This is a genomic window from Pelomonas nitida (assembly GCF_043555975.1).
In the GTDB taxonomy this organism is placed as follows: Bacteria; Pseudomonadota; Gammaproteobacteria; order Burkholderiales; family Burkholderiaceae_C; genus Pelomonas; species Pelomonas nitida.
Window position 1 is genome coordinate 61,153 of record NZ_JBIGIA010000002.1, and the last position, 25,426, is coordinate 86,578.

General features: G+C 67.7%; 21 protein-coding genes and 2 pseudogenes. 14 read left to right on the forward strand and 9 right to left on the reverse strand.

The genetic code is table 11. The features are described 5' to 3' along the window. Positions 1–3: 3 nt before the first annotated feature. The 5 genes from hscA to ACG00X_RS02910 all read right to left on the reverse strand — a co-directional run bounded on the left by hscA (position 4) and on the right by ACG00X_RS02910 (position 4,501). Positions 4–1,914: a Fe-S protein assembly chaperone HscA gene (gene hscA / locus ACG00X_RS02890; RefSeq protein ID WP_394486431.1), complete on the reverse strand. Its 1,911-nt coding sequence runs from the start codon at positions 1,912–1,914 to the stop codon at positions 4–6. A gap of 120 nt (positions 1,915–2,034) precedes the next feature. Beyond that, the gene (locus tag ACG00X_RS02895) at positions 2,035–2,358 is read right to left on the reverse strand and encodes a HesB/IscA family protein (RefSeq protein WP_394486432.1); all 324 of its coding nucleotides are present in this window, start codon (positions 2,356–2,358) and stop codon (positions 2,035–2,037) included. Positions 2,359–2,372: 14 nt separating this feature from the next. Then, positions 2,373–2,792: an iron-sulfur cluster insertion protein ErpA gene (erpA, locus tag ACG00X_RS02900; protein ID WP_394486433.1), complete on the reverse strand. Its 420-nt coding sequence runs from the start codon at positions 2,790–2,792 to the stop codon at positions 2,373–2,375. Between the two features lie 35 nt (positions 2,793–2,827). Then, the gene (iscU, locus tag ACG00X_RS02905; protein WP_394486434.1) at positions 2,828–3,259 is read right to left on the reverse strand and encodes a Fe-S cluster assembly scaffold IscU; all 432 of its coding nucleotides are present in this window, start codon (positions 3,257–3,259) and stop codon (positions 2,828–2,830) included. 18 nt (positions 3,260–3,277) lie between these two features. Then, on the reverse strand, positions 3,278–4,501 hold the full coding sequence (locus tag ACG00X_RS02910) for an IscS subfamily cysteine desulfurase (RefSeq protein WP_394486435.1): 1,224 nt from the start codon (positions 4,499–4,501) through the stop codon (positions 3,278–3,280). Positions 4,502–4,838: 337 nt separating this feature from the next. Here ACG00X_RS02910 and ACG00X_RS02915 point away from each other — a divergent pair, with 337 nt between their 5' ends. The 12 genes from ACG00X_RS02915 (at position 4,839) to ACG00X_RS02970 (ending at position 20,180) form a co-directional block, all read left to right on the forward strand. Beyond that, entirely contained in the window at positions 4,839–5,390 is a 552-nt protein-coding gene (locus ACG00X_RS02915; protein ID WP_394486436.1) for a ParB N-terminal domain-containing protein, read from the forward strand. A 176-nt stretch (positions 5,391–5,566) separates the two neighbouring features. After that, entirely contained in the window at positions 5,567–7,606 is a 2,040-nt protein-coding gene (locus ACG00X_RS02920) for a TonB-dependent receptor (protein WP_394486437.1), read from the forward strand. A 79-nt stretch (positions 7,607–7,685) separates the two neighbouring features. Continuing rightward, the gene (locus ACG00X_RS02925) at positions 7,686–9,095 is read left to right on the forward strand and encodes a Y4yA family PLP-dependent enzyme (protein WP_394486438.1); all 1,410 of its coding nucleotides are present in this window, start codon (positions 7,686–7,688) and stop codon (positions 9,093–9,095) included. Beyond that, a complete protein-coding gene (locus tag ACG00X_RS02930) occupies positions 9,092–10,090 on the forward strand; it encodes a PLP-dependent cysteine synthase family protein (RefSeq protein WP_394486439.1) in 999 nt (332 codons plus the stop codon). Before ACG00X_RS02925 ends, ACG00X_RS02930 begins: the two co-directional genes overlap by 4 nt. Next, complete coding sequence (locus tag ACG00X_RS02935; RefSeq protein WP_394486440.1) at positions 10,078–11,220, forward strand: NAD/NADP-dependent octopine/nopaline dehydrogenase family protein; 1,143 nt, start codon at positions 10,078–10,080, stop codon at positions 11,218–11,220. The genes ACG00X_RS02930 and ACG00X_RS02935 overlap by 13 nt, the downstream gene beginning before the upstream one ends. Before the next feature lie 11 nt (positions 11,221–11,231). Continuing rightward, a complete protein-coding gene (locus ACG00X_RS02940) occupies positions 11,232–13,139 on the forward strand; it encodes an IucA/IucC family protein (protein WP_394486441.1) in 1,908 nt (635 codons plus the stop codon). After that, complete coding sequence (locus ACG00X_RS02945) at positions 13,136–14,392, forward strand: MFS transporter (protein ID WP_394486442.1); 1,257 nt, start codon at positions 13,136–13,138, stop codon at positions 14,390–14,392. The genes ACG00X_RS02940 and ACG00X_RS02945 overlap by 4 nt, the downstream gene beginning before the upstream one ends. A gap of 19 nt (positions 14,393–14,411) precedes the next feature. Next, positions 14,412–15,650: an ABC transporter substrate-binding protein gene (locus tag ACG00X_RS02950; protein WP_394486443.1), complete on the forward strand. Its 1,239-nt coding sequence runs from the start codon at positions 14,412–14,414 to the stop codon at positions 15,648–15,650. Between the two features lie 58 nt (positions 15,651–15,708). After that, entirely contained in the window at positions 15,709–16,785 is a 1,077-nt protein-coding gene (locus tag ACG00X_RS02955; RefSeq protein ID WP_394486444.1) for a FecCD family ABC transporter permease, read from the forward strand. Beyond that, entirely contained in the window at positions 16,779–17,582 is an 804-nt protein-coding gene (locus ACG00X_RS02960; protein WP_394486445.1) for an ABC transporter ATP-binding protein, read from the forward strand. Before ACG00X_RS02955 ends, ACG00X_RS02960 begins: the two co-directional genes overlap by 7 nt. A gap of 241 nt (positions 17,583–17,823) precedes the next feature. Continuing rightward, a complete protein-coding gene (locus tag ACG00X_RS02965; protein WP_394486446.1) occupies positions 17,824–19,398 on the forward strand; it encodes a TolC family protein in 1,575 nt (524 codons plus the stop codon). A 20-nt stretch (positions 19,399–19,418) separates the two neighbouring features. Beyond that, positions 19,419–20,180 carry an efflux RND transporter periplasmic adaptor subunit gene (locus tag ACG00X_RS02970; RefSeq protein WP_394486447.1) on the forward strand — a complete coding sequence of 254 codons (762 nt, stop codon included), beginning with the start codon at positions 19,419–19,421 and terminating at the stop codon, positions 20,178–20,180. Here the strand turns inward: ACG00X_RS02970 and ACG00X_RS02975 are convergent. Together ACG00X_RS02975 and ACG00X_RS02980 are read right to left on the reverse strand one after the other, a co-directional pair. After that, entirely contained in the window at positions 20,167–20,463 is a 297-nt protein-coding gene (locus tag ACG00X_RS02975; RefSeq protein WP_394486448.1) for a hypothetical protein, read from the reverse strand. The two genes, ACG00X_RS02970 and ACG00X_RS02975, sit on opposite strands and share 14 nt — an antisense overlap. Positions 20,464–20,550: 87 nt before the next feature. Then, entirely contained in the window at positions 20,551–21,681 is a 1,131-nt protein-coding gene (locus ACG00X_RS02980; protein ID WP_394486449.1) for a hypothetical protein, read from the reverse strand. Here ACG00X_RS02980 and ACG00X_RS02985 point away from each other — a divergent pair. Further along, positions 21,562–23,718, forward strand: a pseudogene (locus ACG00X_RS02985) (tandem-95 repeat protein); the annotation flags it as partial. The gene ACG00X_RS02980 and the pseudogene ACG00X_RS02985 overlap by 120 nt on opposite strands. 47 nt (positions 23,719–23,765) lie before the next feature. Here the strand turns inward: ACG00X_RS02985 and ACG00X_RS02990 are convergent. Then, on the reverse strand, positions 23,766–24,185 hold the full coding sequence (locus tag ACG00X_RS02990) for a hypothetical protein (protein ID WP_394486450.1): 420 nt from the start codon (positions 24,183–24,185) through the stop codon (positions 23,766–23,768). Between the two features lie 21 nt (positions 24,186–24,206). Beyond that, the gene (locus tag ACG00X_RS02995; RefSeq protein ID WP_394486451.1) at positions 24,207–24,710 is read right to left on the reverse strand and encodes a hypothetical protein; all 504 of its coding nucleotides are present in this window, start codon (positions 24,708–24,710) and stop codon (positions 24,207–24,209) included. On the opposite strand from ACG00X_RS02995, the pseudogene ACG00X_RS03000 reads away from it, so the two are divergent. Further along, a pseudogene (locus ACG00X_RS03000) lies at positions 24,652–25,371 on the forward strand (Ig-like domain-containing protein); the annotation flags it as partial. The gene ACG00X_RS02995 and the pseudogene ACG00X_RS03000 overlap by 59 nt on opposite strands. Positions 25,372–25,426 lie beyond the last annotated feature (55 nt).

Here is a 25,426-nt window from a genome sequence, read left to right on the forward strand (position 1 = left end):
TGTTCAGGCGGAAATCTGGTCCATGCGCCGCCCGGCCAGCGCCTGGCGCACGCGGGCGTCCATGCGGCGGCCGGCGAACGCCGTGGTCGCGGCGTTGAGGCCCTCGGTGGCGGCGCGCAAAGCCTCGCGCTGCGCCTTTTGCTCGTCCAGCGTGCCGCCGTCGGCCTCGGCGCATTGCTCCAGCCCGTCGGCCACGTCCTGCATCGCGCGCAGGATGCCGAACTGCTCACGCGGCAGCAGCAGGTGCTGGTCCTGCGCGATGGCGGCCTCCACGGCGTCGAGCAGCCGCCGCGCGTCGACCTCGGCTTCGCGCAGCATGCGGGCGGCGGCGTCGGACTCCGCGTTCTGCACCGCATGGCGCAGCATGTCGGCCACGGCCTCGTGACCCAGGCCGTAGCTGGGCTTCACCTCCACCTGCGTCTGCACGCCGGTGGTCTGCTCGGCGGCCTGCACGGACAGCAGGCCATCGGCGTCGATCTGGAAGGTGACACGGATGCGCGCCGCGCCGGCCACCATGGGCGGGATGCCATGCAGCGTGAAGCGCGCCAGCGAGCGGCATTCGCTGACGAGTTCGCGCTCGCCCTGCACCACGTGGATGGCCATGGCGGTCTGGCCGTCCTTGAAGGTGGTGAACTCCTGCGCGCGCGCCGTGGGCACGGTGCTGTTGCGCGGGATGATCTTCTCCACCAGCCCGCCCATGGTCTCGATGCCCAGCGACAGCGGGCAGACGTCCAGCAGCAGCAGCCCGTGGTCGCCGGCCGCGCGGTTGCCGGCCAGCTGGTCGGCCTGGATCGCCGCGCCCAGCGCCACAGCCAGGTCGGGGTCGATGCCGGTGTAGGGCGCGCGCCCGAACAGCTCGGCGACCGCGCGGCGCACGATCGGCATGCGCGTCGCGCCGCCCACCAGCACGATGCCGTCCACTTCATGGGCACGCAGGCCGGCATCCCGCAGCGCCCGACGCACCGGCGCGAGTGTGCGGTCGACCAGCGGTTGCACCAGTGACTCGAAATGCGCACGCGTCAGCCGCGCGAGCTGCGCCACGCCGTCGCCGCGTTCGCAGCGCATGACGGTCTCGTCGGCGTCCGTCAGCGCCTCCTTGGCCTGCCGGGCCGCGGCTCGCAGGGCCGTCGCATCGGTGTCGGCCCAGGCGATGGCGCCGTGCTGGGTCTTGAACCAGGTGGCGATGACTTCGTCGACATCGTCCCCGCCCAGCATGGCGTCGCCGTTGGTGGCCAGCACCTCGAACACGCCGCGCGTCAGGCGCAGCAGCGAGACGTCGAACGTGCCCCCACCCAGGTCGTAGACGGCATAGACGCCTTCATTGGCGGTGTCCAGCCCGTAGGCCACGGCCGCGGCCGTGGGCTCGTTGAGCAGCCGCAGCACATGCAGGCCGGCCTGGCGCGCAGCGTCTTTCGTCGCCTGGCGCTGCGCATCGTCGAAATACGCCGGCACGGTGATGACGGCGCCCACGAGCGCGCCGCCCAGCGACGCTTCGGCCCGCTCGCGCAGTTGCCGCAGTACGACGGCCCCCACGTCAACCGGCGACTTCAACCCGGCGCGCGTGGGCACCGCCACCGCACCGGGGCCCTGGGCCTGCACGGCATAGGGCACGGTGCCGGGGGCGAGGTCGGCCAGTGCGCGGCCGATCAGCCGCTTGGCGGACGCAATGGTGTTCTGCGGGTCGACGGCGGCACGCGTGACGGCCTCGTGCCCGACCAGCACGCCGCCGTCCACGCCGTAATGGACGACCGAGGGCAGCAGGCGGCGGCCCTGGTCGTCGCCCAGTACGGTGGGGACGCCGCTGCGCAGCGTGGCGACGAGGGAGTTCGTCGTCCCCAGGTCGATGCCCACGGCCAGGCGGTGCTGGTGAGGCGCGGCGGCCCGGCCGGGTTCGGCAATCTGCAGCAAGGCCATGTCAACTCCACCCGGGAAGCACGGTCGGCGCCGCTTTCATGGGGCGCCGACCAACGCCCGGCAGCGCCGGCGCCACGGTGGCGGCCTGGCGATGCATGTCTGCTGCGAAGGCCATCATGGTCACACCGCGAAGGACTCGCCGCAGCCGCAGTTCGCCGTGGCGTTCGGGTTGTGGAACTTGAAGCCTTCGTTCAGCCCCTCGCGCACCCAGTCCAGCTGCGTGCCGTCCACCATGGGCAGGCTGCGGGCATCCACCAGCAGCTTCACGCCCTCGCTCTGGAACTCGTGGTCGTCGGGCTGGGGCGCCTCGGCGAATTCGAGCGCGTAGGCATAGCCCGAACAGCCGCTGGTCTTCACGGCGATGCGCAGCCCGAAGCCGCCGCCGCGCTGGGCGAGCGCCTTCTCGATCTGCCGCGCGGCCTTGGGAGTGACGGTGAGCGTCATGGCCGGCGCCTCCGTCAGACCGAGAACGAGCTGCCGCACCCGCAGGTGCTGGCGGCGTTCGGGTTGCGGATGACGAAGCGCGAGCCTTCGAGGTTCTCCTCGTAGTCGATCTCCGCGCCCAGCATGAACTGCAGGCTGCTGGCGTCGACGAGCACCTTCACGGCACCGGCTTCGACGCAGGTGTCGTCGTCCTTGCTCTCCTCATCGAAGGCAAAGCCGTACTGGAAGCCCGAGCAGCCGCCGCCCGTCACGAAGATGCGCAGTTTCAGGTTGGGGTCGCCTTCCTCGGCCAGCATGGTGCCGACCTTGGAGATGACGGCATCGCTCACCTTCAGCGGCGCGGCGCCTTCCGGCAGCGTGAAGGGCAGGGCGGGTGATGCGGTGGCGGTGCTGGCGCAGGACGTGCCGGCACCGTGAGACTGGCAACTGGACATGGCGTACTCCTTGAGCGAAGTGATGGGGCAGGGCGTCAGGCGGCGGCCTCGGCCAGCGGCGCACAGGCCGGCTGCTCGATGGCGTCACCGCGACGGTGGCGGTAGTCGGCCACGGCCGCCTTGATGGCGTCCTCGGCCAGGATGGAGCAATGGATCTTGACCGGCGGCAACGCCAGCTCCTCGGCGATGGCGGTGTTCTTGATGGCCAGCGCCTGATCCAGCGTCTTGCCCTTGACCCATTCGGTCACCAGCGAGCTGGAGGCGATGGCCGAGCCGCAGCCGTAGGTCTTGAACTTGGCGTCCTCGATGAGGCCGGTCGCGGGATTGACCCGGATCTGCAGCTTCATGACGTCGCCGCAGGCCGGCGCGCCAACCATGCCGGTGCCCACGTCGGCGTCTTCCGCCTGGAAGGCGCCCACGTTGCGGGGGTTTTCGTAGTGGTCGATGACTTTGTCGCTGTAGGCCATGTCAGGCTCCGTGTTGAATCAGTGTTCGGCCCACTGAATGGTGTTGAGGTCGACGCCCGCGCAATGCAGGTCCCACAGCGGGCTCAGTTCCCTGAGCCGCCGCACCGTCTCCGAGACGCGCTGGATGGCGGTGTCCACATGGGCTTCGGTCGTGTAGCGACCGAGCGAAAAGCGGATGGAGCTGTGAGCCACTTCATCGGGCAGGCCCAGCGCGCGCAGCACATAGCTGGGCTCCAGGCTGGCAGACGTGCAGGCCGAGCCCGACGACACCGCGATGCCCTTCATGCCCATCAGCAGCGATTCACCCTCGACGTAGGTGAAGCTGACGTTGAGGTTGTGCGGTACGCGGTGTTCGAGGTCGCCGTTGATGCGGATCTCCGGGATGCCGGACAGCCCCTGCAGCAGCCGGTCCCGCAGCATGCGGATGCGCTCGTTCTCGGTGGCCATCATGTCGTGTGCGAGGCGGTAGGCCTCGCCCATGCCAACGATCTGGTGCGTGGGCAAGGTGCCGGAGCGCATGCCGCGCTCATGGCCGCCACCGTGGATCTGCGCCTCGATGCGCACGCGTGGCTTGCGGCGCACGTACAGCGCGCCGATGCCCTTGGGGCCGTAGGTCTTGTGCGCTGACAGGCTCATCAGGTCGACCTTCAGCGCACCCAGGTCGATGGCGACCTTGCCAGCGGCCTGCGCCGCGTCGACGTGGAACAGGATGCCGCGGCTGCGCAGCAGCTCGCCCAGTGCGGCAATGTCCTGCACGACGCCGATCTCGTTGTTGACGAACATGACCGACACGAGGATGGTGTCGGGCCGCAGCGCCTGGCGCAGGGCGTCGATGTCCACGAGCCCGTTGGGCAGCACGTCGAGGTAGGTCACCTCGAAACCCTCGCGCTCCAGTTCGCGCATCGTGTCCAGCACCGCCTTGTGCTCGGTCTTGACCGTGACCAGATGCTTGCCCTTGGCGCGATGGAACTGCGCCGCGCCCTTGATGGCGAGGTTGTTGGACTCGGTGGCGCCGGATGTCCAGACGATCTCGCGGGCGTCCGCGCCGATCAGCTTGGCAACATGCTCACGCGCGATCTCCACGGCTTCCTCGGCGGCCCAGCCGTAGGCGTGGCTGCGCGACGCGGGGTTGCCAAAGTTGTCGTACAGGTACGGCACCATCGCATGAACCACCCGCGGGTCCACGGGCGTCGTGGCGGCGTAGTCCAGATAGATCGGCTTGGCGTCGAGCTTGAGGTTCATGCACGGCTCCTGTGAGCAACCGAGGGAATGCCTCGACTTACTCAAGGAGCGTGCCAAGTGCCCGTGCGCGGGCTCAGGTTCCTAAAAGCTGTCGTAGATCAACGACTTGGCGCCATCAGCAGGCGCAAGGGCTCATCCAGCGGATGAGCCCGCTGTCGACTTTGTCGGAACCGCGACGCTGGCATTTGTGATTTAACATAATGCACATTGTCGCCAATTCAAATGGCCCACGGGACACCGCCGTACGGACTATTGACCCTACCCCGCGCCAGGGTAAGCCAATTCCGTAATGCAAATCATTATCATTTACGCAAACATAAAACGGGAGACGCTTTCGATGACCGTGACCGGCCAAACAGTGCTTGAGCACGCTGTGCAGCACCGCCTCTCCCAACGGCTCGAACACGGGGCGCCTCCGCCTGAGCCCTACGTCGTCTCGATCCGGCCCGTGCATGCGCTGCGGCCCTCCGAATGCGTAGACCAAGCCAAGGTCATCGAGCTGGCCGACACGGTCCGCTGCAAGGGGCACTGGACCCAGCCGGTGCCCATCGAAGCCAGTACCGGCCTCGTGATGGACGGCAACCACCGCCTGCAGGTGGCGCAGTTGCTGGGCTTGCGCTACTTGCCCTGTGTACCGCTGCGCTACGACGACCCGCGGGTGTCCGTGGCCTGTTGGCGTACCGGCCAGCCCTTCGAGTTGCGCCAGATCTTCCAGGTGGTCGAGCAACAGGTCCTGCTGCCCTTCAAGACCACCCGCCATCACTTCGCGCCCGGGCTGCCCCGCACCGAGATCCCGCTCGACCTGCTGATGGCTTGGCAGCCCGGCCGCAACGACGTCTTTCAAGCTTTCCCAACGACACCGAACCTCGCGCAGCAACAACAACCATGAGTCGCAGTAATTCCTCCCCCGCAAACGCACCTTTGCGCCCCACCCCGCTGGCTTTGGCGGCACACCTCGCATTCGCCACCTTCGTGGCCATGGGTGCCTCCTCCCCCGCCCGCGCCCAAAGCGCACAAGCCGACACAGCAACCGACTCATCAGTCGGCGCCACGGGAGGCCAAAAGTTGCCTGCGATCGTCATCCGCGGTCGAAATTCCGACGGCAAGCTGCCTGGCGGCCAGGTGGCACGCGGCGCTCGCCTGGGTCTGCTGAGCGACAAGGATGTGATGGACACACCGTTCAGCGTGATCAGCTACACGTCGCAGACCATCGCCGACCAGCAAGCTCCCACGGCGGCCGACGTGATCGGCAACAGCCCGGCGGTGCGCGTTTCGGTGTCTCCCGGCGGCCTGCTCGACGCTTTCTACATCCGCGGCTTCCCCGTCAACGAAGGCAACCTCGGTGAGTTCGGTTTCGACGGTGTCTACGGCGTGGCGCCGAACTACCGCGTCTTTGCGGACTACCTGGAGCGCGTTGAGCTCGTCAGGGGCCCGACGGCGCTGCTCAACGGCATGGCACCCAACGGCGGTATCGGTGGCAGTGTGAACGTGGTTCCCAAGCGCGCCGGTAGCGCCGACGTGACGCAACTCGGCCTGGAATACGGCAGCCCGTCGCAGCCGGGTGCCCGCGTGGACTTGAGCAGGCGCTTCGGCGAGCAGCGCGAGTTCGGCGTGCGCTTCAACGGCAGCTTGCGGGACGGCGACACACCGGTGGACAAGCAGACGCGTGAGGCCCATGTCGGCGCGCTTTCGCTCGACTATGCCGGCCATCAGCTGCGTGCCACGCTGGACCTCCTGTCGCAGCACGAGCGCTTCGACGCGCCGTCGCGCCCCGTCTTCCTCGGCAGTGCGACGGCCGTGCCGGCGATCCCGTCGGCACCCGACGGCACACGCAACGTGACCCAATCGTGGGAATGGTCGAAGGTGGACGATCAGTCCGCGCTGCTGCGTGCCGAGTACGACCTGAACGACAGCGTGACCATGTTCGCCAACCTCGGCGGCGCGCGCACCGAGGTCGATCGCCTGTTCGGCAACCCGGTGCTCTCCAACACGGCCGGCGACGTGACCTGGACACCGGCGCGCTTCAAGCTCGACATCCATCGCGCCACTGCCGACGCAGGCGCGCGCCTGAACCTGCGCACAGGCGGTGTGGACCACGCGATCTCGCTGCAGGCCTCGCAGTACCGCGACCGCCTCAGCCGCGGCCAGGCCAACGGAACGGCCGTCACATCCAACCTGTACGAACCGGTCGACAGGGCCGGGCAGGCGCCGGCCGATCCTTCGCTGGCGAAGATCTCCGACAGCGAGCTGAGCGGCATCGCGCTGTCGGACACGCTGTCGATGCTCGACCGCACGCTCCAGCTGAGCCTGGGCGCGCGCGTGCAGCAGGTGCAGTCGCGCAACTTCAATGCCGCCGGCGCCGTCTCGCAGGACTACGACAAGCGCGCAACGACGCCGTTCCTCGGCGTGGTGGTCAAGCCCTTGGGGGCAACCCTGTCGCTCTACGGCAACTACATCGAAGGCCTGAGCAAGGGCGACAGCGCTCCCGCCTCGGCAGCCAATGCCGGCGAAGTGCTGGCTCCGTACAAGGCCAAGCAGTACGAGCTGGGTGCCAAGTACCAACTCGGCCATGTCACCACCACGGTCGCCGCGTTCCAGATCACCAAGCCCAGCGGCATGCTCAATGCCAGCAACGTCTACACGGCCGATGGCGAGCAACGCAACCGCGGCATCGAACTCGAGGCGTTCGGTGAGCTGACCCCGAGCGTGCGTCTGCTGAGCGGCCTGGCGCTGCTGGACGCCAAGATCACGCAAAGCAGCACCACCGCCTTCGTGGGCAAGCAGCCGATCGGCGTGCCCGAACTGCAAGCCAACCTTGGCGCCGAGTGGGATACGGCATGGGCGCGGGGCCTCACGCTGACCACGCAGCTGGCCTACGCCGGCAAGCAATACGCCGACGGCGCCAACCTGCGCAGCATCCCCGCGTGGACGCGCCTGGACGCCGGCGCCCGCTGGCGCACCGACCTGGCGGGCAAGGCCACCACGTTGCGGGCGAACGTTCGCAACCTGTTCAACAAGGACTACTGGTCCGGCGTGTCGAGCTTCGGCGGGCTGGCGCAAGGGTCTCCGCGCACGCTGCAGCTGTCCGCGGTAGTGGACTTCTGAGTGTCCGGAGCGCCATGTCATGGGCGCTCCTTCGGTTCAACGGTCGATGCAAGAACACAGCTCAGGGAGGCTGCCGGCCATGTCACACGAAACGACGCCCACCCGCGTGGACGGCGATGCTACGGCGGCGCGCGCGTGGTCACCCACGGCGCTGCCGCCACTGCTCGACAGCGAGGTCGCGCATGTGGCCTATCACCGGCCGGACTGGCTGCGGCAGTGGGTGGAGCGCTACGGCTCGCCGCTCCATGTGGTGTGGCCCAAGCTGCTCGAGCGCAACGCTGAAGCGTTGCAGGCCGTGCCCCGGCGCCATGGCGTGGCGCTCGACGTCTACTACGGCGCCAAGGTCAACAAGTCGCAGGCGCTGGTGCGCGCCGCGGTCGAAGCCGGCATCGGCGTGGACGTGTCGAGTGAATACGAGATGCAGGACGCGTTGCTGGCCGGCATCGATCCGCGGCGCCTCGTGGCCACCGGGCCGGCCAAGACTGCGCGCTTCCATGGCCAGCTCGTGGCCCGCGGTGCGCTGATCTCGGTCGATTCCCTCGAGGAGTTCGAGGCGCTGCAGCAGAACGGAGCCAGCGGCCGCGCGCGGGTGCTGTTGCGCTGCCGCCCCGCATCGGCCCGGGCCAGCCGCTTCGGCATGGGCGAGGCCGATGTCACGCACTGCCTGCGCACGCTGGCCGCCAGTCGCGACCGCTTCGCCTTCGAGGGCTTTCACTTCCACCTGAGCGGCTATGACGTCGCATCGCGTGTACAAGCCCTGCGCGAGGTGATGTCGCAAGTGGCGGCCGCACGCGAACTCGGGCTTGGCGTGCAGGTCATCGACATCGGTGGCGGCCTGCCGATCCGTTATGTCGATGCCGAGCGGTATGCGGCCTTCCTGCGATCGCAAGATGCCACGCACTACCGCAACGGCAAGCTACCCACTTCCTTCTACCCCTACGGCGGCGAGCTCGACGCCGCAGCCTGGCTCGACGAGTTGCTCGGCACGCCCCTCGACGCCACCTCTTCCGTGGCCGAAGCGCTCATTGCCCAAGGACTGCGCCTGGCCATCGAGCCTGGCCGCAGCCTGGTGGACCAGGCCGCGATCACCGTGTTTCGCGTCAACCGCGTGAAGGCCTTGGCCGACGGCCGCCACGTGGTCTACGTGGAGGGCAGCAGCTTCAGCGCCTGCGAAACCTGGTTCGCGTCCGAATACCTCGTCGATCCGATCTTGTTGAGCTTCGGGGCGCCGCGTGGCGAAGCGCCGATGCGCGCCTACATCGCCGGCCACAGCTGCCTGGACGACGACGTGATCACCAACCGGTTGATCGACTTCGCGACCAAGCCCGAGCCTGGCGACCTGCTGGTCTACGCCAACACGGCGGGCTACCAGATGGATCTGCTGGAGAACGAGTTCCACCGCCACCCGATGCCGCGCCGCATCGCCGTCAGGAATGGCGCGGCGGGCGGTATGGAGGTTTGGCCTGACGACAAAGGGAGTCTTGAATGAGGATATTGAGCAAAGTCAGCGATCTCATCGGCAACACGCCGATCCTCGGCATCCCGGTGCCCATGCGCAACTCGATGCTGTTGCTGAAGATCGAGAAGAACAACCCCGGCGGCAGTGTGAAGGACCGCATGGCGCGCAGCATGGTGATGGCTGCGCTGGCATCGGGCCGGCTGAAACGCCCCCATGGCGTGATCGTCGAATCGTCGTCGGGCAACACAGGCATCGGCCTGGCGCTGGCGGCCATCGAGTTCGGTTTGCGTTTCATCGCGGTGGTGGACCACCACGCCGCACCCGACAAGATCGAGGTGATGCGCGCGCTGGGTGCGGAGATCCGCTACGTCGAAGGTCAGTACGGCGAAAACGAGGTGGCCGTGGTCGAGCGCCAGCGGCTGGCGGCCGAGCTCGCCGAGCAACTCCCCGGCGCGATGTTCATGAACCAGTCGGACAACCCGGCCAACCCCGACGGCTATGCCGGTTTCGTGCGCGAAGCGATCGAACAGACCAACGGCCGCGTGGACGCCTACGTGGGCTGTGTGGGCACCGGCGGCTCGATGGCCGGCATCGCGCGCGGGTTGAAGCAGCACGATGCACGCACCACGGTCATCGGCGTCGAGCCCGCAGGCTCCATCATCTTCGGCCAGCCGGGCCATCCGTACTATCAGTCCGGCACCGGCACACCCAAGGGCGACACGGTGGGCCTGGTGGTGGACTACGCCACGATCGACAAGGGCGTGCAGGTGACCGACGCGCAGGCCTTCGAGACCGCGCGCTTCATTGCGCGCCACACCGGCCTGCTGGTGGGCGGCTCCACCGGGGGCGCCATCTACAAGGCGCTGGAGTTCATCCACAGCGGCGTGATCCGCGGCAACGTCCTCACGCCGGTGGCCGACGGCGGCGAAAAATACCTGCACACCGTGTTCAACGACGCGTGGCTGCGTGAGCGCAAGCTGCTCGACCCGCAGGTCACCGCCAACCTGAAACGGTGGCTGAATTGAGCGCCGCCTCTCCCCTGAAGGTGGCGGTCGTCGGGGGCGGACGCACCGGCCATCTGAACGCGGTGTTGTTCAAGCAGCGCCCGGGCGTGCACGTGTCGCTAATGACACAGCATCCGCAGGTGCTGGCTGCGCAAGCCATCACCGCCTGGCTGCCCGATGGCAGCGCGCTGCAGGCGCGGCCCGATGTCGTGTCCGAGGACGCACGCCACGCGGTGGGCGATGCCGACGTGGTCGTCATCACGGTGCCAGCGCATGCGCGGGCCGCGGTGCTGCGACGCATGGCGGGCAGCCTGCCCACGCACAAGCCCGTGTTCGTGGGCGCCATTCCCGGCTTCTGCGGCTTCGACGGGCTGGCCCAGCAGACGCTCGCCGACCGACCCAACGCGGTGATCTGGGGCATGAAGGACGTGCCGCACACCGCCCATGCGCTCGAACCGGGCCGATCGGTGCGCATGGGCGGCGCCAAGGCCGTGCTGCACATCGCCACGCATGGGCGTGAATCGGCAGCCCTGCAGCAACAGGCACAGGCCGTGGTGCAGCGCCTGTACGACGCGCCGGTGGAGCTGCTCCGGCACTACCTCGAGATCACGTTGACGCCCGGCAATCCCATCATGCACAGCTCGGTGGTTTACGGCCTGGTCGGCCCGTACTCGCAGTGGCATGAACGTGCGCTGCCCAAGCCCATCCGCTGGTGGAGCGAATGCCCCGAGCTCGGCGCCTACTTCCTGGAGCGCAGCGACGCGGAGAACCAACGCCTGTGTCGAGCCGTGGAGCAGCGGCTGGGCATCGACCTGTCTTCGGTGAAGCCTCTGCGGCAGGAAATCATCGAGGCCTACGGCGATCAGATTCGCGACCAGCGCACGATGCTCTCGGTGCTGCGCACCAACAAGGCCTATGACGACATCCTGGCGCCGTTGGTGCGTGATGCGGCCGGTGGCTACTGGATCGACAGGCGCAGTCGGGCCTTCGAGGAAGACGTGGCTTACGGCCTCGCCACGCTCGTGGAGATGGCGCGGCGACTGGCCGTTCCGATGCCGCACATCGAAGAAATCTTCGCCTGGACCTCGGCCCACATGGGAGGGCGGCGCGATTCGCCGCGCGACTACCTCCCCGCCCACTGGCCCGCATGAAAGACCCCGACATGACTTTCGAATCGATTCCCGACCCGGCCGCGCTGCCCCCCTCCGAAGCAACCGAGCAGCGCGCCGCGATCGCGCTGTCCGAACGCAACGCCTTGCGCCGCCTCGTGCGCTGCCTGTTTGCCGAAGGCGTGCTCGACCACCGCACGCTGCTGTTCGCACCGAACGGCCGCGCGGCCTCGCTGCCGCTGTGGGAGCAGCGCGCGCTGGTGCACTTCGAGCAGCTGTGGGCCGCGCCGGCCAACACCTTCGTGAACCAGGGCAGCATCAGCGTGCTGACGCCCGGCCAGGCGCCCCGCCCCATCGATACGGCCGCGCAGCTGATCGACCTGCTGCGCCCCGGCTTCGACTTCACGCCCACCGAAGCCGGCGTGGCCGCGCTGAAGGCCGACATGGCCAACAGCGTGCTCAACGACGCGCAGGCTCGCACGCACCGCCAGGCCTGGAACGACGCATTGGGGCAAGCCATCCGCACCGGCGCTGCCACCGGGCTGGTGGACTACCTGCGCCGTCACGGCAGCACGCGCCGCGCCGCGATGCTGCTCGACCAGTGGGGCTCGCTCGAGGGTCACCCGTTCTACCCGACGTGGAAGGCCAAGCCCAACCTAGACGCGACGCAGGTCGCCGCACTGTCGCCCGAGTTCGGTGCGCGCGTTGCGGTACGCATTGCCGCACTGCGTGCCGACGTGGCCCACCTGGAGCGCATGCCGCACGTCAACAGCCTTCATGACTACTTCGCCACCGAGTTCCCCGCGCTCTGGGAGCGGTGGAAGGCGGGCTTGCGCGCGCGCGGTCTGGATGAAGCGCAGTGGCTGCCGCTGCCCATCCATGCATGGCACCTCGAGAACTTCGTGCAGCCGCAATACGCGAAGGAGATCGAAGCCGGCTTGCTGATCACCGACGGGCCCGAGGTGGAGGCGGCGCCGACCATGTCGTTCCGCACCCTGCTGCCCCAGGAACCGGGCACCGCGCCCTTCATCAAGCTGCCGGTGGCGCTGTGGCTCACCAGCGAACAGCGCAGCCTGCAGGCGAAGTCCATCCATATGGGGCCGCGCATCAGCCACGTGATCCAGCGCATCCTCTCGGCCGAGGGCGGCTTCGAGAACCGGCTCGAAATCTTTGCCGAGGAAGTGGCCTTCCACTATCGCGATGCCGCCACGCACGAAGACGCCCCCGGCCGCTACCTTTCGGTGGCCTTCCGCCAGAGCACGCACGCCTTCGAGCGTAACGACGGGCTGCTGCCCATGCCGGTGGCAGCACTGCTCACGCAGGCCCCCGTCACGCGCCGGCCGCTCATCACCGAGTTGATCGAGCGCCCCGGCCAGCGCGCCTCGGCCGACACGGTGGAAGCCTTCTTCCGCCGCTATGCGCGCGTGGTCACACGGCCCGTCATCGCGATCTACATGCTCTACGGCATCGGCCTCGAGGCGCACCAGCAGAACACCTCTGTACTGTTCGACGGTGACGGCGAGCCCAGGAGCCTGCTGATCCGAGACTTCGGCGATGGCCGCACCTATGCACCGCTGCTCAACGAACGCGGCCTCACGCTGCAGCCCTATGTGCACAAGGGCATCCTGCCCACCGTGTTCACCACGGACATCGAGCCGGTGCGCACCTTCGTGATCGACGCCTGCTTCGTGTGCCACCTGCACGAGCTGGCATTGCTGTTGACCGACGAGTACGGGCTGGCGCCCTCGCGGCTGTGGGACATCCTGCGCGAGGAAACGGTGGCGGCGTTCGACGCCGTCGCGCCGAGAATCACGTCCCAGGCCTTCTGGCAAGCCGAGCGTGACGCCTTTCTCGTGCAACCGTGGCCGACCCGTTCGGTGCTGCGCATGCACCTGCAGCGCTACGCCGACTACCGATTGCAGCACCTCCTGCCCAACCCGATGGGCACGGCCTCGACGTGAGCACGGCTGCCGGCGCCCCAACGGCGGACCCTGGCAGCGAGCGCGCGATCCGCCTGCTCTTCGCGATCCAGCTCATCTCCATGGGCGCCATGGAGATGAGCGGCCCGTTCTGGCCGGTGCACCTGCGTGCGCTCTCGGCCAGCGAGGGCCTGTTCGCATTCGCTGCCGTCGCGGTCTATGTCGGGCCCATGCTGGGCATCATGCTGACCAGCGCCTTCTGGGGCCGCATGGGCGACCGTCATGGCCACAAGCTGATGATGATCCGTGCGCTGATGGGGCTGGCCCTGACGCAACTGGCGTTGGCGTTCTGCGCCGACGTGTGGGCCATCCTCGTATTGCGCTTCGTGCAGGGGGCTTGTGCCGGCTTCATCGCCCCGGCGCAGGCTTATGGCGTAGCCGTGGTGTCGCCGCTGCGGCGTGCCCGGTTGTTCGCTTTCCTGCAGGTGTCGACCAACGTGGGCTCCTTGACCGGGGCCACGGTGGGCGGCCTGATCCTCGACAAGGCGAGCTTCCTCTGGATCAACGCGGCAGCAGCGCTGCTGTGCACGCTCTGCGCGACGGGCGCGTGGCTGATGTTGCCGGCGGCCGCCAGCCCCACCGGGCCCGCACCCGCAATGGGCGGCGCAGCCAGCGAGCCGGACCCTCACGCGTGGCGCCGCGCACCCATCTTCGGGTTGCTCGTCATCACTGGCCTGCTGTTGATGAGCCGCATGCTGACGCAGACGTCGTTCTCGCTGTACGTGCGTTCGGTGTTCGGGGTCGACAACTGGGTCGCCGGGCTGTGCTACGGGCTGCTGGCCCTTGGCTTTGTTGCCTCGGCCTCGCGCTGGGCACGCCATTTCGAGGGCAAGGCCTGGCCGCAGGTGCTGCCGCGGATCGCCGTGGTGTCTGCGGCCTGCGCGGTGCTCACGGCGGTGGCCGGCTTCACGCACATGATCACCGTGTTCGTGGCCATCCACTTCGCCTGGGGCTTGCTGCTGGGCGCCACGACACCGGTGCTCACGTCGCTGATCTCCACCGCCGCCGGGTCGCGCCACCAAGGCCATGTGCTGGGCGTGGTGCAAGGCACCAACCAGTTCGCGTCCATCACCGGTATCGCGCTCGGCATGGGCTTCACACAGCTGACGGGCCTCGAGCACATCTATGCCTTTGTCGCGCTGTTCTATGCAATGGCGGTGCTCGCCATCGTCGCGATGCGACGACGGACTGCCGGCACACCCGCCGCCACCTCGGCAAAGCAGCGGCCGTCCTGAGCCTTTGGCAAAAACAACCATGAACCCCATGACAGACAACAAGACTTCCTCGCCACGCCGGCGGCTGATCGCCGGCCTTGTGGTGGTGCTGGGTGTCGCCTGCGCCATCGCCGCATGGCAGCGAGCGGCCCCGCCTGCGGCCGATGCCGAGGAGGCCAGGCCCCTTTCATCCGCCTCGTTCACCGAGATCACCGATCTGCTGGGCCGCAAGGTGCAGGTGCGCCTGCCCGTGCAGCGCGTGATGCTGGGCGAAGGCCGGCAGCTCTACCTGCTCGCCGCGCTGGACACCGAGGACCCGCTGCGCCGCATCGTGGCGTGGCGCAAGGACATGATCCAGGCCGACCCCGACACCTATGCGCTCTACAAAGCCAGGTTCCCGAAGATCGCCGACATCCCAACCTTCGGCGGCTTCGAAGAAGGCACCTTCGACATCGAGCAAGCCATCGCGCTGAGGCCCGACGTAATCGTGCTCAATGTGGAGGCGCAGCGCGCCACCGACGACGCGCGCTACATCGACAAGCTCGACGCGGTGGGCATCCCGGTGGTGTACGTGGACTTCCGCCACCAGCCGGTGGAGAACACCGAACCCACGATGCGCCTCATCGGCCAGCTGCTCGGCAAGGAAGAGCGCGCGCAGGCGCTGATCGAATTCCGCCGCCAGCAGCTCGCCCGCGTGACCGACGTGATCGCGGCGCGGCAGCCGGCACGGCCCAAGGTGTTCATCGAGCGCATCGGCGGCTACAGCCAGGACTGCTGCCTCACCTTCGGCGCAGAGAACTTCGGCCGTTACGTCGAGATGGCCGGAGGCACCAACATCGCCAGGGGCTTGGTCCCGGGCACCTTCGGCCAACTCAATGCCGAGCAGGTGATCGCCGCCGACCCGGCCCACGTGGTGGTGACGAGCGCCAACTGGGAGGCCTACGTGCCCGGTGGTCGCTGGGTCGGCGTGGGGCCGGCAGCAGACCTCACCGAGGCGGCCCGCAAGCTGGAGGCTTACCTCGCGCGCCCGGCGTATGCGGGCACCGCCGCGCAGCGCCATCGCGACTTCCATGCCGTCTGGCATCAGTTCTACAACAGCCCCTACCAATTCGTCGCGGTACAGCAGTTGGCCAAGTGGCTGCACCCCGAGCTGTTCACCGACCTCGACCCCGACGCGACGATGCGCGAGCTGCACGAGCGCTTCCTGCCCATTGCCTATCACCCGGGCTACTTCGTCAGCCTGGCTCACCACGCCAGCGCCAAGGGGAGCACGCCGTGACCGCACCGGGCCGCTTCCAAGCGCGAATACCGCAGCCCGCCGTACGCGGGGGCTCACCATGAGCAGCGATGCCCTGCCCTTGGCCACCGCGCCGGCCGGCCAGTACCGCGTGCTGGTCAAGCGCCGCCAGGCGCTGCTGGCGCTGCTGGCGTTGCTGCTGTTGGGCAGCTTCCTGCTGGACCTCGCACTCGGCCCCACGCGCTACGGCATCGGTGAAGTGCTGCAAGCGCTGCTGCGGCCGGCGCAAGCGTCGCAACAGGCCCGCGTGGTGATGTGGGAGATCCGCCTGCCGGTCGCGCTGATGGCGGTCGTCGTCGGCGGCGCGTTGTCGCTGGCCGGCGCGCAGATGCAGACCGTGCTGAACAACCCCTTGGCCAGCCCGTTCACGCTGGGCGTGTCGGCCGCCGCCAGTTTCGGCGCGGCACTCGGCCTGGCCTTCGGTGTGCGGCTGTTGCCGGTGGCCTTCCCCGCGCTGGCCGACTACATCGTGCCGCTCAACGCCTTCTTGATGGCGCTGCTGTGCTCGGGCCTCATCCACGCCTTGAGCCTGCGTCGCGGCGTGACGGCCGAGACCATCGTGCTGCTGGGCATTGCGCTGGTGTTCACCTTCAACGCGCTGCTGGCGCTGGTGCAGTACTTCGCCAGTGAACAGGCCGTGGCGGCGGTCGTGTTCTGGACCATGGGCAGCCTCACCAAGGCCACCTGGCCCAAGCTGGCCATCACCGCACTCGTGCTGGCGTGCACGCTGCCGCTGTTCGCACGGCAGGCCTGGGCGCTCACGGCCTTGCGCCTGGGCGACGACAAGGCCGCCAGCTTCGGCATCGACGTGCGGCGCCTGCGCCTGCAGACGCTCGTGCTGGTCAGCCTGCTGGCGGCGTTTCCGGTGGCCTTCGTCGGCACCATCGGCTTCGTCGGTCTCGTGGGCCCGCACATCGCGCGGCTGCTCATCGGCGAAGACCAGCGGTTTTTCATGCCCGCCGCGCTGCTGGCCGGCGCATTGATCCTGTCGCTGAGCTCGGTGGTCAGCAAGATGCTGGTGCCCGGCGCGATCTTCCCCATCGGCGTGATCACGTCGCTGATCGGCGTGCCGTTCTTCATCTCGCTCATCCTGGGCAGTCGGAGGCGCGCATGGTGACGTTGCAACTGCAAGACGTGGGCGCCGGCTACGGCCGCACGCTCACCGTGGCCGGCATCACCACGCCGGCGCTCACAGGAGGCGAGGTGGTGGCCGTCATCGGCCCCAATGCGGCCGGCAAGTCCACCCTCTTCAAACGCATGGCCGGCCTGCTGAAGGGCCCAGGCGAGCTGATGCTCGAAGGCTTGCGCCAAGGCGCAGCTGGCATCGTCTACATGCCGCAAGACACTTCAGCCAGCCCGGTGCTCACGGTCTACGAATCGGTGCTGCTGGCTCGCAAGCAGCACGGCGGCTGGGCCGTGCTGCCTGAAGACCTGGCGCTCATCGACGACACGCTGGCGTCTCTGGGCATTCGCGACATCGCGTTTCGCCAGCTCGGCGAGCTGAGCGGTGGCCAGCGCCAGTTGGCCTCCATCGCTCAAGCGCTGGTGCGCGACCCCGACGTGCTGCTGATGGACGAGCCCACCAGTGCGCTTGACCTGCACCGGCAACTGCAGGTGCTGGCCTTCACCCGCGAACTGGCGCGCCAACGCGGGCTGCTCGTCTTCATCGCCATCCACGACCTCAACCAGGCACTGCGGTTTTCCGACAAGACCCTGGTGCTGGCCAATGGCCGCCTGTGCGCCAGCGGTCCCAGCAGCACGGTCATTTCGGCCGGCATGCTGCGCGAGATCTACCAGGTCAACGCCCGCGTGGAGCCGTGCTCGCACGGCATCCCGCAGGTGATCGTGGACGGGATGGCGGAACAGGACGACGGGTTGCAGCTTGCGAGTCAAGCGCCGGCGCTGCGCGCCTGACCGTCGCGCGAGATCGCCGAAGCGCAGTGCGGCAGGCAACGGAACGGTGGGCCGCGCGCTGGCCGATCGCTCATCTGACTTGTTGACGTAGGTCGAGAGCCATTGGGGAATTTGCCATTTCCTTCAGGCCGCGTCGTCCGATGATGGCTTGTAGCAAGCAGCGAACGCTCTCGGATGAACGCCCATTCGTTCACGTTGAGTACGAGATGGCATCAACACTGCGCCCGGTCAAGTCGAGACAATGCCGGACGTTTATGCAAACCTTTGCAGGACGACAAAGATGACAAAGCCTCGCGTTCTTGGTCAAGCTTTCCTGTGGGCGCTGGCCGCTTCGGCCATGCAATGGCTATCGGGCTGTGCATCTCTTCAGCCACAGCCGCTGGCCACCGGAGACCTGCGGCCGGCCATCGGTGCTGATCGCGAGGTCGCGCGCGCTGGCGTGGAGCCGCTGGCCTCGCCGCTGACGCTCCCAGAAGCACTGGCGCGCGCGCTGAAATACAACCTCGACCGACGCGCCAAGATGATGGAAGAAGCGCTGGCGCTGAACCAGTTCGAGGCCGGGAAGTACGACATGCTGCCCAGGCTGCTGGCTTCGGCGGGCTACCAGACACGCAACAACGACCGCATCAGCGAGAGTCGCAGCGCAGCCGATGGCAGCCTGTCGCCCAGCCGCTTCATTTCGCAGGAACGCTCGCATGAGCTTCTCGGCCTGGACCTGAGTTGGAGCGTGCTGGATGTCGGCCTGGGCTACTACGGCGCCAGGCAGCAAGCCGATCGCGTGCTCATTGCCTCGGAGCGCCGCCGCAAGGCCATGCATTTGCTGATGCAGGACGTGCGCACCGCGTATTGGCGCGCGGCGAGCGCGCAGAAGCTGCGCGGCGATGTCGAACGCACGCTGGCCATGGCCGAGGAGGCACTCGCCGACGCCCGCAAGGCCGAGCAGGAGCGTGTGCGCAACCCGCTGGATACCTTGCGCTATCAGCGCCAGCTGCTGGAGAACATGCGCCTGCTGGAATCCATAGACCAGGAGCTCAGTGCGGCGCAGCTGGAGCTGGCGGCGCTCGTCAACGCGCCGCTGGACCGACCGTTGCGCATCGCTGATGCTCAACCGGAGATCCGGGACGATGGCCTCGCGGCGCTCGACGTGCAGCGGCTGGAAGACATCGCGCTGGAAAACAATGCGGACCTGCGCGAGCAGCATTACAACGGCCGCATTGCCCGCGAGGAGGTGCGTCGCACATTGGTCAGACTTTTCCCCAATGTCAGCTTCAACTACGGGGTCAAGTACGACTCCGACAGCTACCTCGTCAATCGGCAATGGAACGAGGCCGGTTTGCAGCTGTCGTTCAACCTGTTCAACCTGCTGACAGGGCCGTCGCAGGTCAAGCTCGCGCAGGCCGGTGTTGCACTGGCCGACCAGCGGCGCATCGCGCTGCAAATGACGGTCGTCACGCAGGTTCACCTCGCCCGGTTGCAGGTGCTGAACGCACGCAGCCAGTTCGCGCGGGCCGATGCGATCTATGTTGCCGATGTCCGCATCGCGGATCACATGCGCAATCGGGAAACTGCCCTCGCCCAGAGCAAGCTGGACCGCGTCGGCAACGAAACCGCTGCGATCCTGAGCCTCTTGCGACGCTATCAGGCGTTGGCCCAGGTCCAGGCGTGCGAAAGCCGGCTAGCGGCCAACCTGGGCATGGAGCCTCGCATCGGCAACACCGATGAACTCACGCTGGCCGCGTTGACGGAGCAGATCGGCGGCGCCGGCGCCAATTGGCTGCAAGTGGCAGCGCCGCAACCGGCGGTCGTCAAGCCGTGACCGGACACCTGAAGCGTTGGTTGTTGCTGCCGGGCCTGATGGGCTTGGCCCACGCAGCGGCGGCGCAAGCGCTGCCGGCGGGCGTGACGGCGTCGGCACCAAGCGCCCGGCCGGCCATCGAGCGGCAGGAAATCAGGGCACAACTGCTGCCGCGTCGCTACACGACCGTCGCTGCCGAGATCGGCGCGAAGATCAACCGCCTTCCCGTCCCGGAAGGCGGCGCCTTCAAGGCGGGTCAAACGTTGGTGAGCTTCGACTGCACCCTGCAGCAGGCGCAATCGCGCAAGGCCGAAGTCGAACTGCAGGGCGCCGAGCAGACGCTGCAGTCCAACCAACGCCTGGCGGAACTGCATTCCATTGGGCAACTCGAACTGGACCAGTCGCGCGTTGCCGTCGGCAAGGCCCAGGCGGACCTCGCCGCCACCCGGGCGCTGCTGGGCAAGTGCCATGTAGCGGCGCCGTTCGGCGGACGGGTTGCCGAGCAGAAGGTCCGCGAGCAGCAATTCGTGCAGCCGGGCCAGGCGCTGCTGGACATTCTTGACGACAGCGTGTTGGAGCTGGAATTCCTCGTGCCTTCACGCTGGCTGACGTGGCTGCGGGTTGGCAACAGCTTCTCCATACAGATCGACGAGACCGGCAAGCCCTACCCGGCCAGATTCATCCGTATCGGCGCGCGCGTCGATCCGGTCAGCCAGTCCGTCAAGGTGGCCGCAGCCATCAACGGCCATTTCCCTGAACTGATCGCCGGCATGAGCGGCCGGGTCCTGATCACGCCCCCGTAACCGGCCACCACTGGCCGAAATGGAGTTCCGCATGCCCCAGCGCCCTGCCTTCCCAGCCGTCAAGCGCCCTCTGCTGCGCAGCGGCCCGCGGCCCATGGCGCTGGAACAGCGCTTCATGTTCGACGGTGCGGCCGTCGCCGATGCCGTTGATGTCGCGCTCAAGCCGCTTGCCGTCGCAGACACGGGGTGGTTGCATGTGGCGGCGACCGACGCCCGCCCGCCCGCAGCATTGGATAGCGCCCGCTTGCAGGCGCAGCAGCAGGTGGCTGCCTTGCTGCGCCAACCGGATGCGCTGGACCAGCTATTCACGATCTTCAACGGTGCTCAGTCACAACCTTGCGCAGCGTGGCTTGAGGCGGCGCAGGCGCTGTTAGGCGATATCGGCCGCAACGGCACGGCGATTGAAGTGCAACTGCGCAGCCAGGCCGAACTGCATGGTGCGCTTGGCGCGTTTGCCGCCAGCGGCCCGGACGGGCGACCGGTCATCCTGCTGAACGCGGACTGGCTGTCGCGTGGCGCGGACAGCGCCAGCATCGCGCGCGTCCTCGTCGAGGAGATCGGGCACTGCATCGACGCGCGACTCAACGGCTCCGCCGACACGCCAGGCGATGAAGGTGAAGCCTTTTCGGTCGCCGTGGCGGGCCAGTGCCTGAGCGCGGCGGAGCAGCAGCGTATTGCGGCTGAGGACGACCGCGCCCATGTGACGCTCGACGGCGTCACCTATGCAGTCGAGGACGCAACGGTGACATTCACGCAGGCCTACACCGGCACGCCCTCGTCGCTGAGCGAGGAGGCCAGTTCGCTGAACAACGTTGCCGTGCTGACGCCCTTCTCCGGCACCGGCTTCCAGTTCGTGTCGGCCAACCCCGGTGACCCTTACTACTCCGGCAACAACGTCGCCGGCCGCCTGGAGTACAAGGACGCAGGCGGCGTGGATCAGTCCATCTACGGCGTCGTCAGCCGCCAGTTCAAGACCAACGGCGTCACCAACGGCTTCTATTTCTACGCCACCGGTGCGGACGGCGTCATCGGCACCGGAGATCCGGGCGAGGCGGCTTACCTGCTGGTCGTGGACCCGACGAAGTTCGCCGCCGGTGGCAACTACGGCACCAGCAGTGATCCGGTCGACACGGCCCTCAACAACTTCCTGAATCACTACACGCCGGCCAGCGCGCTGGCGGACACCGGCATCGCCGTCGAGCAGGGGGGGCTGAACAACGGCACGGCGGGTAGCCATGCGACGGGTAACGTGCTGGCCAACGACGCGGGGAGCGCCTCCCCGAGCGTCAATGCCGCCGGCACCAGCAGCGCCGGCACTGCCGTCACGACGACGCTGGCGGGCGGTGGCACCGCAATCACCGGGACCTACGGCGTATTGACGATCGGCACGGACGGCAACTACAGCTATGTCATCAACAACGCCAATGCCGCCGTGCAGGCGCTGCGCGGCACTGGCAACACGCTGGTCGACACCTTCACCTACCGCATCACCGATACGCATTCGCCGGCCACGCTGTCGACGGCCACGCTGAAGATCACCATCCAGGGCGCGAACGACACCCCGGTCGCCGCCGCGGATGTGGGCTCGGCCAAGATCAGCCTGCTGACCGATGGCACGGCCTACAGCGGCACGGACAGCATCGGCAGCAAGGGCACGGGCAATGTGCTCAACAACGATGCCGACGTCGACAAGTACGGCGAGACCAAGGCCGTCGCCGGTCTCACGGCCAGCGGCGCGTTCTCCAGCTACACCGCAGGCGGCACGGCAACCAGCCTCACCTTCACCGGCAGCAACGGCAGCTTCTTCAAGGCCGTCAGCGTTGGTGACTATCTCTATACGAGCAAGATCAGCGGCTCCTACTACCTGTTGAAGACGGCCAGCAATGCACTGATCCAGGTCACGAGCAAGTCCGCCAATGCCGACGGAACCTATTCCATCGGCCTGAGCGGCACCATCGATCACTACGGCACGAGCACCGCCTTCACCGTCGTCGGCGGCACGACCAAGGTCGATTTCTACCCGGACTCGACCCGGGACGGCAACGCCAGCTTGCCCAGCGGCAAGGAGGCGACGGTCAATACGGCCGCCGCCGTCCAGTACTCCACGATCACGCTGACAGGCATCAGCGGCAACGTCGTCGTGGGCATGACGGCAACGGGCACCAACATCCCGGCCGGCGCCAAGGTCACGGCGGTATCGGGCAACACCATCACGCTCGACAAGCTGTTGTCGTCGGCGCCCAGCGGCAGCATCAGCTTCCTGGCAGCGGGCGGCAGCACGGTGACCGGCGCACTCGGCACGCTCGTGCTGAACAGCGACGGCAGCTATGTCTACACGCCGCTGCCCGACGCCACCGGTGGAGCCTCCGGCAGCGATGTCTTCACCTACACGATGCAGGACGCGGGCGGACTGACGAGCGCCGCTACGCTGACGATCAATGTGCAGGCCTCAAGCGCCAGCGACCCGAACGCCAAGGACGATGCCCTCACCGGCACGGAGCAGGGCACGTCGGCGGGCACCAACCCAGCAGGCAACGTCGTCGCCGGCACGATCACGGCCGGCAGCGGCACCGCGACGGCGGATGCGGCAGGGACCAGTGCCACGCTGGGTGCCAATCCGGTGACCGGTGGGCGCCTCGCGTCGGACGCTGCCAACACGGCCATCGCTGCCGGAAGCTATGTCGACTTCTCGGGCCTCTACGGCAGCCTGCGGCTGTACTCCACCGGCGCCTACGTCTACACCATCGACAACAGCAACACGCAAGTCAACGCGCTGAACACCGGGGATTCGCTGAGCGAAGTCTTCTACTACACCATCACCAACTCGCTGGCCCGGACCGACACGGCGGCGTTGACAGTGACCATCCATGGCGCGAACGACGCGCCGGTCGCCACGGACGACACGCTGGGTGCCGCCGAGGATGCCGCCGTCACCTTCGATGCCGCTGATCTGCTGGGTAACGACGGCGACGTCGACAGCGGTTCTCTGACCATCAGCAGTGTCACCAGCGGTACGGGTGGCACGGCGGTGAAGAACGCTGACGGCACGATCACCTTCACGCCCACGCCCAACTTCAACGGCAATGCGAGCTTCACCTACACGGTCTCCGATGGTGGTGCCACGGCTACCGCAACGGTGACCGTCGTCGTCGCCGCCGTCAACGACTACCCCGTCGCGCGTGGCAACAGCTACACGACGCCGTTGAACACCATGCTTGCCGGTCGCAACATCATCACCAATAACGATGCAAGCGCCGGGGTGGACGGCGACGTCGAAACCGCCCTCTCCTCTCTGACCCTCGCACGCGTCAACGGCGTGGCGTTTGCGGCCAATGGCATGGACGCGGGCCACTTGGCCGCCGACGGATGGATGCAGGTCGCCCTGAGCCATGGCACGCTGTTCGTCAAGGCGGACGGCAGCACCGAATACACCCCTGCCAACGGCGACACCACCGGAGACAGCTTCACTTACGCCATCACCGACGGCAGTGGCGAATCGGACGCCGCCACCGTCACGCTCAATGTCACGGCGGTCGCGACACCAACCGTCTCCGTCAGCAGCGTGACTGTCAGCGAAGCCTCTCCCTATGCGGTCTTCGAGGTCAGCCTGGACTTCGCGGGCGCCGGCGCCATCAGCTTCACGCCAACGCTGGCCAGTGGCAGCGCAACGGTCGGCACCGACACCGCCGCAAGCGGCGCGCTGCAGTATCTCAACGGCACGAACTGGGTTGCCGCATCGGGCGGCATCACACTGGCGGCCGGCGCCACGTCCGTGCTCGTTCGTACCGCGATCACCAACGACACGACCTTCGAAGGCACCGAGTCGTTCACGCTCAATACTGGCACCATCACAGGTACCGTCACGAACGCCGTCGGCGCTGCAGGCACCGGCACGATCAAGGACGACGGTTCCAGCGCGAACGTCTTTCTCGGCGGCAACAACACCGCAGTGCCGACCGCTGGCACCGCCGACAACGACACGCCGACGATCGCCGTGAACAACATCACCGTCAGCGAAGCGTCGCCCTACGCGGTCTTCCAGGTCAGTCTGGACCGTGCCAGCACCGGCGCCATCGCATTCACGCCTGTGCTCTTGAGTGGCACTGCTTCGGTCGGCGCAGACACGGGCGCCAGCGCAGCGCTGGAATACTTCGATGGGGCAGCGTGGGTGCCGTCATCGGGCGGGATCACACTGGCAGCCGGGGTCACCTCCGTGCTCGTGAGGACGTCCATCACCGCCGACGCCACGTTCGAAGGCGCCGAGTCGTTCACGCTGGATACCGGCGCCATCACGGGCGCCGTGACCAACGCGGCGGGTGCCGCCGGCACTGGCACGATCAAGGACGACGGTAGCAGTACCAACGTCTTTCTCGCCGGCAACAGCACGGCGACGCCCAGCGTAGGTGCCGCCGACGATGACACCCCCAGCGTGTCCATCGCCGTGAACCCGTCCAGCATGAACGAGGACGCGGCCGGCACGCTGACCTTCACCGTCACGCTCAGCCGCCCATCGGCCTTTGCGACCACCATCGTCTATACGCTGTCCGGAACCGCGGCATCCGGCAGCGACTACACGACCACCGCGACCGGCACGCTGACCATCGCAGCAGGAGCAACCACCGGCACCTTCACCGTCGATCCGACCGCCGACAGCCTGGTGGAGGCCGACGAAACCGTCATCGCGACGCTCGGCAGCGCCACCACCCAGGGCGTTGCGCTCTCGCTCGGGGCCGCCGCCACCGGCACGCTGCTCAATGACGACGCGGCCTCGGCGCCCAGCATCATCGTCACCAGCGACAAGACCACGCTGAAGGCCGGCGAGACAGCCACATTGACCTTCACGCTGTCCGAGCCGTCGACGGATTTCACGGCCGCCGATGTCAGCGTGACTGGGGGCACCTTGAGCGGGTTCACGGGCAGCGGTGCCAGCTACAGCGCCGTCTTCATCCCGACGGCCAACAGCGTTTCGTCTGCCGTGATCCATGTTGACAACAACGCCTTCACCGGGGCCGGCAGCGCGCCCAACGCAGATGGCGCCGACGCTGACAACACCGTGACCTTCGCTGTCGACACGGATCGCCCCACCGTCGTCGTCTCCACCGACAAAACCCAGCTCAAGCTCGGCGACACCGCCACCCTCACCTTCACGCTGTCCGAACCAGCCACCGACTTCACGGCCGCCGACATCGCCGTCACCGGCGGCACGCTCAGCGGCTTCACCGGCAGCGGCACCAGCTACACGGCCG